The organism is Fibrobacter sp. UWB10, from assembly GCF_900182935.1.
GTDB lineage: Bacteria > Fibrobacterota > Fibrobacteria > Fibrobacterales > Fibrobacteraceae > Fibrobacter > Fibrobacter succinogenes_O.
Genome location: NZ_FXUE01000006.1, coordinates 40,389 through 55,270 on the forward strand (window position 1 = coordinate 40,389; position 14,882 = coordinate 55,270).

General features: G+C 47.8%; 6 protein-coding genes. 4 read left to right on the forward strand and 2 right to left on the reverse strand.

Features of this window, described 5'->3' with window-relative positions; translation table 11 throughout:
- Nucleotides 1-54: 54 nt before the first annotated feature.
- Nucleotides 55-2,220 (forward strand): fibro-slime domain-containing protein, encoded by a 2,166-nt coding sequence (locus tag QOL41_RS12790; RefSeq protein ID WP_283430068.1) that lies wholly within the window; start codon nt 55-57, stop codon nt 2,218-2,220.
- On the opposite strand, the gene QOL41_RS12795 is transcribed toward QOL41_RS12790, so the two are convergent.
- Together QOL41_RS12795 and QOL41_RS12800 are read right to left on the reverse strand one after the other, a co-directional pair.
- Nucleotides 2,217-3,602 carry an MATE family efflux transporter gene (locus QOL41_RS12795; protein ID WP_283430069.1) on the reverse strand — a complete coding sequence of 462 codons (1,386 nt, stop codon included), beginning with the start codon at nt 3,600-3,602 and terminating at the stop codon, nt 2,217-2,219. The two genes, QOL41_RS12790 and QOL41_RS12795, sit on opposite strands and share 4 nt — an antisense overlap.
- A 33-nt stretch (nt 3,603-3,635) precedes the next feature.
- Entirely contained in the window at nt 3,636-4,505 is an 870-nt protein-coding gene (locus QOL41_RS12800) for a GGDEF domain-containing protein (protein ID WP_283430070.1), read from the reverse strand.
- 318 nt (nt 4,506-4,823) lie between these two features.
- On the opposite strand from QOL41_RS12800, the gene QOL41_RS12805 reads away from it, so the two are divergent.
- The 3 genes from QOL41_RS12805 to QOL41_RS12815 all read left to right on the forward strand — a co-directional run bounded on the left by QOL41_RS12805 (nt 4,824) and on the right by QOL41_RS12815 (nt 14,843).
- Nucleotides 4,824-9,377 (forward strand): fibro-slime domain-containing protein, encoded by a 4,554-nt coding sequence (locus QOL41_RS12805; protein WP_283430071.1) that lies wholly within the window; start codon nt 4,824-4,826, stop codon nt 9,375-9,377.
- A gap of 296 nt (nt 9,378-9,673) precedes the next feature.
- Nucleotides 9,674-14,377 carry a fibro-slime domain-containing protein gene (locus QOL41_RS12810; protein WP_283430072.1) on the forward strand — a complete coding sequence of 1,568 codons (4,704 nt, stop codon included), beginning with the start codon at nt 9,674-9,676 and terminating at the stop codon, nt 14,375-14,377.
- A 64-nt stretch (nt 14,378-14,441) separates the two neighbouring features.
- Complete coding sequence (locus QOL41_RS12815; protein WP_283430073.1) at nt 14,442-14,843, forward strand: SPOR domain-containing protein; 402 nt, start codon at nt 14,442-14,444, stop codon at nt 14,841-14,843.
- The last annotated feature ends 39 nt before the right edge of the window (nt 14,844-14,882 follow it).

The window sequence follows — 14,882 nt, forward strand, 5'->3', positions numbered from 1 at the left end:
TAGGCTTTTCTTATATATTTTGCTTGTTCATTATGGAATAATTAGGAGGTCCGTATGAAAAGATGTTTGTTTGTTATGGCTGGTGCCGCTTTGGCGTGTTCTGCGGCATGGGCTGGCCCAAAGCAATTCAATGTGGTGATTCCGACTGATATGGAGGAATGGCTTGCTGCCGTTCCGATGATTAGCTTGGATAGTGGCAAAACGGCTGTGCCTATGAGGGCTGATCCGAATCGGTGCGGCTGGTTCTCGTATACGTTTGCCGACGGCCCGGTTTCTGACAACGTGTTTCTTCTGAGGGATGACGATGTAGATCGCGAAGACATGCTCGGCATGAATGGCAACTGGGAAACGGCAGCCTCACCGACGCCGATTCCTTTGGGTATGGTTTTTGAATTGTATCAGAGTGATACTTTGTACTTTGTGCCCGATGAGGCGCAAAAGACAAACGAAAGTGGTTGGTACGAAACCGCTTCTCTCGTTGCTGGTATCGAAGGTGTTTGTTCTTATGTAGTTTCGACGATTATTTACGATTCTGACGCTAATTTGCACCCGGCTTTCTCTTGTTATTCTGCGGGTGGTGAAGGTTGCCAATTGGGTGCTCAGGATGTTGCTGCCAAGGATGCCCTGGCTGCAGTTAATAACTGTATTGGCGTGACTCCGGGAGTTGTAGAAACTACGTTGGATCCGACAACGAAAAAACCGAAATTGTCTGCTGAGGGCAAAAAGTGCTTTATTGACGAAAAGTACTTTAACCAGCTGTTCAATTATACTGAAAATGTAAACGAAAAGACTTGCTATGACCTGCCGCTGTCGCGTACAGAGAATGGTTGGTGGTCCTTTAATTCAGATTTCTTCACTTCGCCCAATACAAAGACTCAGGGTGGGTACTTCCCAGTAGAAGGTAAAGTTGATGAAGGGACTTTGCGGGCTGATCCTAATCAAACTCCTCTTGCTGTCGCACGAACTCTGTACGATGCGGAGGGCCCGGTTTTCTATGGTCCTTCGCTTAGAAAACTCGATTCTCTTGAGGGTGTTCCCGTATTTGATTTGTTGTGCAAAGGCCCGGGTTGGAGCAAGGGACGCGATTGCTCTGGACAGTTTGATAATGGTGCAACCACCGAAGAATTTGTTCAAGCTGCTCTTAAGTTGCCGACAACACGTCCGGACAACTGTGTGCTAGGCTGGGGCTGTCCTGAAGACGCCCCCGAAGGGTGGCAATTCTATGAAGAAGGTACGGAATCCCCGATTCAGGGAGCTTATGTACCCGCATCAGGAAATTCCTATCGCTGGACAGGCAAGCGCAACCACCATTTCTGTCAGGAAACGCACACCAAGTTTATCCAGAAGCCGGGACTCCGCTTTAATGCTCGCGGTAGCGATGACATTTGGGTGTTTATCGACAATAAGTTGGCCATTGACTTGGGTGGCGTCCACTTGGATGCTCCGGGTTATGTAGACCTCGATGAGTTCGAAGGCGCAAGCGGTAAGCTGGTGACGGGTGAGCAGTACGACTTGGATATCTTCTTCTGCGATCGACGCACCACTATGAGCAATCTTCAGATTAGAACGAATATCTTTATGGCGGAAATGGAGAAGAGTGCTATTTCGACAAAGGCAAAAAGGAATACGTCAAATCCGTCTGAAACCGAATATTGCATGTGTTATGCGAAAACGGGCGGCGGAGACTGCTCCTCTGCAATTGCCGGTGCTGCGGAAAAGTCCTATTGCTGCAATAATCCTGAAATGACTACGTTGCCGATTTCGTATACGTTGGTTATTGGCTCAAATAGCAATGGCACTGCTGTAGACGGCTTTGATAAAATTTCTACTCCGGGCGTTTATAAGGGCGGCATAGACCTTACGAATATCGCTTCGCCCAAGGTTGATCTGTCTAAGATGGCTTTGCCGGGTGGCCGTTACACTCTGTTTGTAACTATCGAAGGTAAGACCAAGAAAGTAGCCTCTTTCCGTATCGGTACTGATGCAATCAAGCCTGTTGCCCATATTGCAGGCGTAAGCTTTACTGTGAAGAACAATCTGCCGCAGGCCCTCACGATTACTGCGACCAAATCTGCAGCCAAGTTTGCGGTTATGGATTTGCAGGGTCGTGTGGTGCGTCAGGGCGTTACCGCTGGTGCTGAAACGGTGGTGCCGAACCTCAAACCGGGTTCGTACATCGTGAAGGTGGCCCGCGAAACCCGCCGCGTGAATGTCCGTTAATGCAGTTTCTTTAGTTCATGCCAAAGCATGGCCAACCCAATGAAAGCCGCACCTGTGTCGGCAATGGGCTGCGCCATGAATACGCCCTTGAGTTCAAAGAAGTGGGGCAGTATCAGCAAGAACGGAATAAGTAAAATTACTTGACGACAAGCGTTCAGGAACATAGCCCTGAACGCTTTTCCTGTACCCTGGAAAAAGTTCCCCGACACCATGCCGAAGGGAATCATAAAGAAGGCTGCCGCAAAAATGCGCATGGCCCAGGCTGAAAGTTTGATAAGTTCGGGGTCTTTTGGTGCGAAAGGCGTCACAAAGGTTTCTGCCTGCCACATGAGAATGCCCCAAGTCACGAACATAAATCCGCCTGCATAAATGAAGGCAAACTTGAGTGTTTCCTTGACGCGGTTGTTGAGTCGTGCGCCGTAGTTGTAGCCGATAATCGGCTGTGTGCCGTGAACGAATCCGAGAAGCGGCAAAATGATAATCGAAACGATGCTGTTGGTGATTCCGAATGCAGAAATTGCCATGTCGCCACCCGAAAGCGCGCCAGTTGTCTTGACGCTGATGTTTCCGTAAGTGGTTAGGCTCCAGGCCAAAATCGCATTCATCAAGCTGTTGCAAATCTGCATTACAGAAGGCGGCAAACCGAGAATATAAATCTTGCGGACATAGGCGGCGCGCAATTTCATGTGGCGCCAGCGAATGCGAATAGGTGTACCCTTCTTGATAAAGAATTGCGTAATCAAGGCCGAGGCCACCAGCTGCGAACTGATGGTTGCCCAGGCGGCGCCCTCGATACCCCAGTGGAATTTCATGATAAAGAGGTAGTCGAGAATAATGTTCGTGACTGCACCCACGATTTCGCGGAACATGGCCGTTTTGGGGTGGCCCATCGAACGGATAAAGTGGTTCATGCCGGGGGCGATTGTCTGGAATACAGCACCGCACAGTAAAATGCGCATGTAGCTGCTGGCCACCGGCAAGGTCTGCTCGCTTGCGCCAAACAGCTTTAAGAGCGGCTCCATAAAGATTTCGCCCAGCGTGAACGCTCCAATTGCCATCAGAATCAGGAGCGAAAAGGAATTGTTCAGAATGATGCTTGCCTGGATATACTTCTTTTGCCCGAGGCGGATTGCGAAAAGCGTGTTGCCGCCTACGCCCACCATCATGGACATGGCCATCATGAACAGGCAAATCGGGAAGCAGAGCGTGATGCCTGCGATACCGAGACTGCCTACGCCCTGCCCCACAAAGAAACGGTCCACTACGTTGTAGAGGGCGTTTACCAGCATGCTGATGATCGCAGGAACCGAGAACTGCAAGACCAGTTTCGGGATACTTGCAGAACCAAAGGAATTAAGGCGCTCGGAATTCAGTTTAGACATTTCGGCGCCAAAAATAGAATTTTTCTTTACAATTTAAAAGGCTACCTGATTTCGGCCACCCTCTTTGGCCACATAAAGCAGGCGGTCGCATTCGGCGATCAAATCCTCGATTTTGCCGATTTTTTCGCCCTGACGGCTAGCAAGGCCTAAAGAAATGGTCACCGGGATAATTGTGTCTTTCCACGAAAAACGATGGCTTTCCACTGCCGAGCGCAGGCGTTCGGCGCTCTTTTTGGCGTCTTCGGGCCCAATGCCGCCCAAAAGCAGCACGAATTCTTCGCCGCCATAGCGGGCGAGCAAGTCGGATTCTCGCTTTTCTTCTTTAAGAATGCGGGCGATTTCTTTAAGAACCATGTCGCCGCACTGGTGACCCCAGGTGTCGTTCACGCGCTTAAAGTGGTCTGCGTCGACCATGATGGCATGAACGTAATAGTTGTTGCGGCGGGCCAGAGCGAGTTCGCCGAGGCTTCGGTCTATAAACGTGCGGCGGTTGCTTATCTTGGTCAGCGGATCCATGGTCGCGGCTTCGTAGAGCTCGCGGTCAAAAGCTTCTTCGCTTGCGTCCTTGAAGTCAACTTTCAGGACCATTTTTCCGATTTGCAGGCGGTTGTGGTCTTCGAGCTTACATTCTGTAATCGGGGAGCCGTCGACGAAGGTGCCATTGGTGCTGCCAAGGTCCTTGACTGTTACGTCGACACCGTCGAAGGTGACGGCGCAGTGCCTGCGGCTGACCAGTTCGTCATCCAGGCGGATTTCAGCATCTTGCCCACGGCCAAGCACGACCGTTCCTTTTTCGAGCGGTATTTGCTTGAATAGGTGTTGCGGGTAGAGCACAATCAGATGTGGTCGCATGGGGGCGACGGGTAGCTTGATTGTGTTTCCGCTGGCAATTGTTTGGTCCATGTCCTGCATAAGCACTCCGGTTTGTTTAAAAAAGTAGTAAAATAGCCCCTCTACTCTTGAAAAATTTTCTTTACTGTCTGGTCTGTAGATGCGTAAATTTTCGATTTTTTAAGGTTTTTATCGTTTGTTTATAACGCTGCCTTTTACGAAACGAAAAAAAAAGTAAAAAATGTTCTTTTTTGAAAAGAAAAGGATAAATTTACATTGGTTGTTGGCGTCCCAAAAAGGGTCGGTCTTTTTTGGTATGCCCAATTGGAAGGAAGTCATATGAAGAGAAAAACAGAGATTTCTTGGTGGAAATGGGTCATATTGGGCTGTATGCTTTTTGCTGGTGTGCAAAACGCTGTTGCCGCTTGTGCAGGTACGTTGCATTTTAAGAAACCCGATGATTGGCCAAGAAACTTTTATATCGCCATGAACAATATCGATGCTCTTGTCACAGCGTCGTATTATAACGCTGCTACAGGGTATTACGAATACGATTTGGCCGATGCTGGTGGCGAAAACATCGAAACCTCATTTGCCCTTGAATCGTCAAAGTCGGCTCCGATGAATTTTATCCTGTCCAATGTATGGAACGGGATTTCTCAGAACGATCAAAGCTATCCGAAAAACAATCGTAATATTAGGTGCCCAGGCGCAGGAAAAGACGTTTATGTGCTAGAAAATCCGAAAAAAGCGGGTACCACATTGGTGACAAACACCGCACCTGATATCAAGTATTTCTATGTCTTGGTTCCCGATGATGAATCCTGGAAGTCTACAGTTCCGATGTGGTCTCCTGACTCTACCTTTGCTAATGCTCAACCGTTCAAGGTTGATCCGAATATGTGCGGATGGTATTATGCTGTTTGGATGGATGAACCGTTGCCGGAAAGATTGATCATCTTTAAGGATGATGACGTGGATTTGGAAGAGGCTATTGGCATGAATGGTTGGGAAGCTGAAGTTGTGGTTCCGTTCCCGATGGATATGTTCTTTAGCATGTTTGAGGAATCTGATAGGGTTTATTTTATTGCAGACTCCGCAAAAGCTGAAGAAGCTGGCCTTACGACAACGTTCGTGGCTGTTGATCCGCAAATTGAAGGTAACTGCACGTATAAGTTGGCAGCTTTCCTTTACGATACCGATGCCAGTATGCATGGTGCCTTTACGTGTGATGCTTATCCGCGTGTGGCTTCGAACGGATGCTATTCGCCAACGGCGAAGTATAACTATCCGGGAGCTGGCGGCGACAATAGCGTGCCTTGTATCGGTGTAACCACGGGAATCGTTAACAGTATTTTGGACCCGACGACGAAAAAACCGACTTACAATACGTCAAGCGGGTGCTTTGTTTCTGCAGAAGCGTTCAATGTCATGTTTGAAGAAACCGCTGGTGTTAACGTAAAGCATTGCCGCGATGTGGTCTTTAGCCAGACCAAGGACGGTATGTGGGAATATGACAGCTATAATGAACCTGCGGGTGCGTTTACTCCGTTGAATGACCTTGCTACGGATGTGACATGCACTGGCTATTGTAAACAGGCTGCTACCCCTAGACCCGGCAAGGGCAATGTGCGCTATGGTGTGGGCGAACAGGGTAAAACCGCGGCCCAGAATGGAATTTCACGTAAGGCACAACTGGCTCTTGGTAATGTCACGGACTGGTCTGCTATTGAACCGACAACCGGTTTGCCCTATATCGACTTGTATCCGGTTTCTGATGGCGAATTCAGCAGTGGTACCGAACCCAATGTTTATGACAATAGCACGTGGGATTTGCGTATCGAGAACGATAATAACCAGATGTTCTGCTTTGAATCTCACGCCAACTTTACTTACCGTTCCGGCATGCAGTTCATGTTCCGTGGTGACGATGACATTTGGGTGTTTATCGATAACAAACTTGCGGTGGACCTTGGCGGAACCCATTTGGCTGCTCCTGGTTACGTAAAATTGGATACATTGAAGGGGGCTTCGGGTAATCTGCTTACTCCTGGTGAAACCTACGATATCGATATCTTCTTCTGTGACCGTCGTACCGACATGAGTAACGTGCGTATCAAGACGAATATGTATATCCAGCAGAAGACGGCTATTTCGGCCAAGGGTAAGAAGGTTCCGGGAAATCCGTCTGAAACAGATTACACCCTTTGCTTTACAAGAACTGGTGACGGTTCTTGCGATGCGGCTGCTGCCGGTATCGGAGAAAAGAAGACTTATTGCGGAGATTCTCTTGCGATGGAAATTGCCGCGGGCCGAATCAAGGCCACTTACACACTTGTTAGTGGTAAGAAAAACGGTGAAAATGTGGTTCCCGGATTCGATAACGTTTCTACGCCGGGTATCTATAAGGGTGGTATTGACTTGACGAATTTTGGTTTGCCTAAGATTGATAGGTCGAAGCTTTCTTTGGCAGGCGGTTATTACACCTTGTTCGTGAATATTGAAGGTAAGTCTGCAAAGGTGCTTAGCTTCAAGGCCTCGGGTGAAGTGGATGTCATTTATAAGAATGGCCGCTCTTATGTGTTTGACGATGAAAGTGGTGATCAGACACAGACGGGTGTGTATAATATACAGACCTCTGCTATGGGTGGCGAATACGTCCCGGTTTATATTTCGAATGTGGCGCTTAATGGCGATTCTACGGAACTTGAAATTTATCCGGAAGATGCGGTTGAAATGCCCTATACGCTAACTTATACAGCCCCGATGGAAATTTACACCAAGGAAATTGATGCAACTACGGGTCAAGAAGGGTATAAGAGAATCAATCCGGCTGTGCCACGTAAGATTGGTGCTTCTGGCGTCGATACGGTTTATGCACATGTTGATATGCGAGATTTGCAGTCGCCGATTACGCCGTTTAACATTAGTGTTGCCGGTAGAGATCAGAATGCACTGACCATCAACTTCTACTTGCCGCAGATTACGTTCATCAGAGAGATTCCGGAAGATGGCGTTTCTATTGATCCTGTGATGGGCCAGGATTCCTTACCGGATGGTTCTTACGCAGAAAATTGGGTTGGCTCAATTAATGTGATGTATTTGGCTGTGCTGAAACCTGTTGGCAATGATAATTATGTTCCGTGTTTGGAAGAATGTAATGGAATCTATGTCTACATGGGTTCTGAAACATCTCCGAAGATAGACTTTATTCCTGAAGATCCCGTGTATTTTGTAAATGGATACGCTACTATCTCGGTGCGCTCGTTGACCAAATACCGTTGGGATAGGGATCCTTCTATTCATAGGCCGGCAACGATTGTTGCTCAGTACAATGACTATGTGAAGGCTGTTTATTATCCGATGTACTTCCGCGATCCTCCGGTACCGTTCCCGGTCTTGGCCGACGTGTTCGATGCTCACGGTTCTTTGCCGACTATGGAACATCGTATTCCGGCTCCGTACTTTAGTATGGATCAGGAATATCTGGATGGTATCGGCGACTCTGTTGCTGTGTACTACGATCGTCGAATCCATAAGGATTCCTTGCCGACAAAGATTTGTGTGATGTGGGATTCCACTACGGCTGAACCCCATAATCCGTACGCAGAAGGTCTTTCTACAATGCCGAGGGATTCTGCAATCACTTGTAACGCCCTTGTTCCGCTCGATGCAAGCAATATTGATTGCTCTGCCCCGTCGGATAGTGGCTATTGCACCAATGTGATTATGGTGGGTGGTTTGAAACTGTCCGAAGAAGTAAAGACGTCTGGTATTGGTAAGGTTCATTCCTTCGCCGAATTCGAAGATAAGGGTAAAAAGGTCAGACAGGGCTTTGATGGGGCTCTTACGGACCGTATGGCTCCTGTCCCGTTGCGTGCTGAAGTGCGTACCCTTAAGGATGGCGATCAGTTGTCTGACCTTGACAGCCTTGTGGTGGTGATGTCTGAACCGGTTAAGCTTGTTGCGACGACAAATAAGAAATCGGCTTTGGACTTCTACCTGAATTCTGCAATTGAATTGGATGAATCTTCTCGTTATGTATCTGCTTTGGCTGGTGCCACTTCGATTGTTACTGCTCAGAATGAGCCTTTTGTGAGTGCAACAGATGGCTTAGGCCGTATCAGGTACTTGTACTTGCGCGGTGGTGTTTCTCCGCATGTGGGTGACTATGTGCGCTTGAGCGGTAATCTGACGACGGTATTCTGGTCCGATACCGCAGATATTAAACCGGCGGGCACCAAAGCCGATTCGCTCCGCTCTGCTGCGGACGCCTCGTACCATTGGAATTCTCCGACTGCTTACAATGAAACATTGCGCTTGCCGTCGATGTGGATTCAGGTGACTGGCGATGCTGAAATTGCCGTGAATGAAAACAAGTTTGCGTCTACATCGAATGCTCCGGCCGGAGAAAAGGTGCCGGCGGTATCGGTGAATGTGTATCGTACGTCTATGACCAAGGCTGAAATCCTTACGGCTGAAAATGGAAGGCCGGGTCATATTGTGAAGGCTGACATGTATGCCTTGTACAATGGTCTTTCCGATGAAGATCGCAAGAAAGTTGCTCCGCAGGATATCTACTTCTACTACGAAGTCCAGTATTTCACCAACCTGGGTAACTTCGTTGCTAGCAAGACTCAGCGTATTTACTGCGATGACAGTAAGAATACTGAAATCGATCCGGTGACGAAGCAGCGCATCCAGTACTTTAATGGAGGCCTCTGCACCGATGCTGGCATGGACCGCAACTTCTTTATCGGTTGGAACATGCGCTCTCAAAAGGGACGTGTGGTTGGCACGGGTGCCTATATTGTTAAGCTCAAGTCTTATGTGAAACTTGGTTCTTCTGGTAAGGAAGCAAAACAAGAAAGCACTTCTGTTTGGGGTGTCAAGCGTTCTCCGAAAGCGGACACTCGCTACATGAAGAACTTGACAGCTAAATAAAGTCCTGTTCAGAAAAGTTTAGAAAGGGATGGAGTTAATCCATCCCTTTCTTGTATGAAATGGATTTGTTGAAAACTTAATTTTACACTAGCTGTTTTTCTTGTGACAAAACTCACTAGGTTTCGTTTTTTTAAGTTTTTGGACACAAAATGGATGCTTTTTTTCCAAAAAATCACAAAAATAAAATTGGCTTTTCGCTTAAAAAAGAGTAAATTTGAGGGCGGTCTATGGGATATCGTAAAGGTCCGTCCTTTTGTTATGCCCTGTTGGAAGGAAAACCATCGATGGAAACTAAAATGAAAATGAATAAAATTAACCTCCTTGTTAAGTGGGCGTTGGGTGTTTGTCTGCTTTTCGTTGGGGCGCAGAGCGCATTTGCGTTAAACGGACAGGTTTGTGCCGAAGGTACCGTTTATCTCGATGCTCCTAAGAGTTGGACCACGGCTTATGCTGCCGGTGGTGGTAAGTTTGTTCCGTTTACAAAACAAGCTGACGGATGGTGGACTGTTAAGTCTTCTCTCATTGCCCAAGGACAGGATACATCGTTCTTTATCGCTTCGGTCAACAACGACTACTGCCAGTCTGCCGGCATTACGAATTCTGAATTTGACAAGACATCTTGTAATCAGCAAGATGGTATTCCTTGTAGCAGAACAGGTGACCTCTACATTTTTGCAGATCCGACTAATCCGGAAAAAACCGTGGTTAGCGAAAATCCGCCTAACGCAAAGTATTTCTTTGTGATGATTCCGCCTGATATGGACGAATGGATGTCGGCTGTGCCGATGCTTAGTTTGGATGGTGGTCAGACCGGTAAAGCTATGACCGCTGTTGATGGCATGTGCGGCTGGTATTCCTATGTATTCTTTAATGAAGAAATCACGGATAATGTGCTTCTTTATCGTGATGATGACCTTGACCGTGAAGACATGATTGGTGTGAACGGCAACTGGGAAACTGCTGCATCTGCTCAGCCTATCCCGCTCGCATCTGTTTTCACTATGGAAGACTCTTTGTTCTTTGTGCCGGATGAGGGACAGAAAACTACACCTGATGGCTACTATTACCATAAGGCCGATGTTGAAGGAATCGAAGGTAACTGTTCTTATACTATGGCTGCAGTTATTTATGATACTGATGCGGACTTGCATCCGGCGTTCTCTTGCTGGTCTCAGGGTGGTGAAGGTTGCCAGGCTATGAGTGGTACCGCTGCTCAGGGTGTTGACAAGACTACCGCAATTGCAGCTATTAATGCCTGTATCGGTGTGACTCCGGGCATTGTTGAAAGCACTTTGGATGAAACTGTTCCGCAGAATCAGAGAAAACCGAAACTGAGTTCTGCTGGTAAGAAGTGCTTTATGGACGAAAAGTATTTTAACCAGTTGTTCAACTATACTCAGGGCGTAAACGAAAAGAGCTGCTTCGATATGCCGTTCCATCGTTCTACTGATGGTAAGTGGGAATTTGACTCTGACTTCTACACTAGTCCTGGTCTTGAAGTGCAGGGTGGCTTCTATCCGGTTGAAGCTTCTACTGACTCGTCCATTCTTGCTGCGGATCCCCTCCAGACTCCGGTTGCTAAGGCCCGTACTAAGCGTATGGCCGAAGGCCCGGTGTTCTATGGTCCGGCTCTTCGTGAAAATGATCCTGCAGAAGGTATTCCCAATATCGATGTTCTTTGTAACGGCCCGGGTTGGGATGGTGGTATTAAGTGTGATGGTCTCTTTGCCGATGGCGAAGGAACGGAAACTGTTGTTAGAGAGCATTTTGGCCTTGGTAACGATAACACCGGCTGTATCTTCGGATGGAGTTGTCCGAATGATGCTCCGAAGGGATGGGCTTTCTTTGAAGATGGTACTGAAACTCCGGCAGAGGCTGGTGTTGGTGGCCAGGTTAACGGTTCTCCTCGCTGGACTTCCAAGACGGGCCGTAACCAGCAGTTCTGCTTTGAATCTCATGCCAAGTTCACCCATAAGCCGGGTCTGAAGTTCAACTTCCGTGGTGACGACGATATTTGGGTGTTCATTGATAACCAGTTGGCTGTGGACCTTGGTGGTACTCACTTGGCTGCTCCGGGTTATGTGAATCTCGATAAGTTCAAGGGTAAGAGTGGTGCGCTTGAAGCTGGTAAACAGTATGATCTGGATATCTTCTTCTGCGACCGTCGTACGACCATGAGTAACGTGCGTATCAAGACGAACATGTATATCCAGCAGAAGACTGCTATCGAAGCAAAACCGCAGAAGACGGGTTCCTCTGAAAAAGCTTATGAAATCTGCTATACCCAGAGTGGTGATGGCTCTTGCGCTGCGGCCATGACGGGTGATGAAGAAGAAAAGATCTATTGTGGCGATGATCTTAAGAATTCTAGTTTCAGCATTTCCTATACACTCGTTCAGGGCAATTTGGCTTCTTCTCCGGCAGTACCTGGCGTAGAAAATGTGTCTAGCGGTGTTCATAAGTGCGGTATCGATTTGACGAATCCGGCTAACCCGAAGATTGATCCTGAAGCTATTTGTGGCTTGGGTGGCGGCCGTTACACCTTGTTCGTGAACATTGAAGGCAAAACGAAGAAGGTCTACTCATTCCGTAGAAGTGGTGAAGTGGACGTTGTCTATGCAAACGGTGATGCTATGGACTCTAACCAAGTTAAGATTGGCAGCTATACGATTGAGACCACTGCTATGGCGGGTACGAAAGTGCCGGTTTATGTATCTTCTTTGGCTCCTGTTGAAGGTACCGGTAAAGTTGAAATTTATCCGGACGATGCTGTGGGTGTTCAGTACACTTTGCAGGCTACCGATAACAGTGGCGTAGCGACAAGGCTTATCGAGTTCTGTGCCTATGATGGTGGTGATTCTTGTAAGCCGATTGGTTCTGGTACCCCTCGTACAATTGGAGCAAGTGGTGTCGATACGGTTTATGCAAAAATTCTTATGGATAATATGCAGTCGGACTACCAGACGTTTAAGATTAGCGTGTCTGGTCGACCGAATGCTCTTGCTGTTAGCTTCTACTTGCCGAAGATTTCGTTTATCGAAGCGATTCCGGAAGAAGGTGCCGATGCAAAGTCTGTAACGGGTCAGAAAAAAGAAGCTGATGGTTCTTACGAAGAATTCTGGGTCGGCTCGATTTACGATCTGTACCTGGCTGTATTGAAGCCGAATGCTGATGGAAAATCCTTTAGCCCGTGCTTGCAGGAATGTAATGGTCTCAAGATTCATAAGGGTAATTTGACTTCTCCGAAGATTGACTTTATCCCAGAAGAAGTTGAATTTAAGGATGGCTATGCAACCATTTCTGTCCGTTCGTTGACCAAGTATCGTTGGGATACCGATGAGACGATTAATAACCCGGCAACGATTGTGGCTGAATACAACGATTTTGTGCAGGCTGTTTATAACCCGATGTACTTCCGCGATCCTCCGGTACCGTATCCGGTGCTTGCCGATGTGTTCGACGTGCATGGCGCTCTCCCTGCTGTGGAATACAAGATTCCGGCTCCGTACTTTAGCATGAATCAGGAATACCTGGATGGCGTGGCTGACTCTGTTGCTATTTACTATGACCGTCCGATTCACAAGGATTCCTTGCCGACCATGCTCTGCGTGATGTGGGATTCTCTTTCTGCCGAAGAACATAACCCGGTTAAGGAAGGTTACTCCAACATTTCCAAGGACTCTCTGATTTCTTGTAACGAATTGATTAGTGTTGATGCAAGCAATATTGACTGTTCTTCTCCGATCGAATACAATGGAAAGGGCGGCTATTGCTCCAACTTGATCAAGATCGGTGGCCTTACGCTTTCTACAGGTGTAAAGACGGCTGGTGTGGGTAAGGTTCATTCTTATGCCGTATTTGAAGATAAGGGTAAGCAAGTGAAGCAGGGCTTTGCCGGTGCGTTGACCGATCGTATCGCCCCTGTGCCGCTGCGTGCTGAAGTTCGTACGATTAAGGATGGCGATGAATTGACCGATAATGATAGCCTTGTTATCGTCATGTCTGAACCGGTCCGTTTGGTAACGGATACTTACGCGAAGACTTCTGTTGACTTCTATCTGAATTCTGCTATTGAATTGGATGAAGCTGACCGTTATGTATCTTCTCTGGCGAACACTTCTGCCGTGGTAACTGCTCAAGTTAGCCCGTTTGTTAGTGGTGCTAATGGTGAAGGTCGTATCAGGTTCTTCTACAAGCGTGGTAATGTGTCTCCGCACGTGGGTGACTACTTACGCTTGGGCGGTAATCTCTCCAATATCTTCTGGACTGATGCCGATACGACTCACTATACTCAGCCGGGTAGCGATACTTTGCGTTCTGCTGCTGATGCTGCCTTCTACTGGAATTCTCCGACGGGCTACGATGAAACAAAGAGACTTCCGTCTGTGTGGATTCCGGTGACGGGTGATGCTGATATTGACGTGATTGAAAACAAGTTCGCTTCTACGGCTAATGCCCCGGCTGGTGACAAGGTTCCTGCTGTGTCGGTGACTTCTTACCGCACGACAATGACCAAGGCAGAAGTCTTTGCTGCCGAAGGTGGCAAGCCTGGTCACTTGGTCAAGGCAGACATGTACGCCTTGTACAATGGCTTGTCTGACGAAGAAAGGGCAAATGTGAAGGCGGAAGACATGTTCTTCTACTACGAAGTACAGTACTTCACTAACTTGGGTAACTTCGTCGCTGGTAAGTCTAAGAAGATTTACTGCGATGATAAGAAGAACACTGAAAAGGATCCGGTGACGAACCAGACAATTCAGTACTTCAATGGTGGCCTTTGCACGGAATCTGGTAATGACCGTAACTTCTTCATCGGCTGGAATATGCGTTCTGACAAGGGTCGTGTGGTTGGAACTGGCGCTTACATCGTTAAGCTCAATTCCTACGTGAAGCTTGGTTCTGCTGGTAAGGATGCCAAGCAGGAAAGCACCTCTGTCTGGGGTGTCAAGCGCTCGCCGAAAGCTGTAATGGATTACGCAAAGGCTCCTGCCGGAAAGTAATCTAGCGACTAGATTTGAAAAAGGGAACGGATAAAATCCGTTCCCTTTTTGCTATATTGTTGGTATGCGAAAGATTTTATTTGCTTTGAGCCTTTGCTCCTTAGCCTTTGCCGCTGAACCGACTGATTTGGATTCCCTTTTCCGCGGCAAGGAATACAAACCTGTTTTGAGCGCTTCTCTGCGAGACAGCTCCAAGAGCGATGCCGTTCCAGGAAAGACTGCTGCGAAAGCCTCCAAGTCCGATGGTTACTATATGCTTCAGTTTGAATCTGTAGCCGACTTTGATGCGGCTCAGCGCCGTCGTGCACAGCTTTCTGCAAGTACCGGATATGCAATTCAGGTCGTATTCGATGCCCCGTTCTACAAGCTCCGTGGCGGTGGCTGGGGTAACAAGAAAACGGCCGAAGACAAGGCTCGCGAATTGTCGGCTTACAACATTAATGCCTTCGTCGTCAAGGTCAAATAGCTGTAAACTTGAATGCCTTTGGCATCTTTTGAATAATGA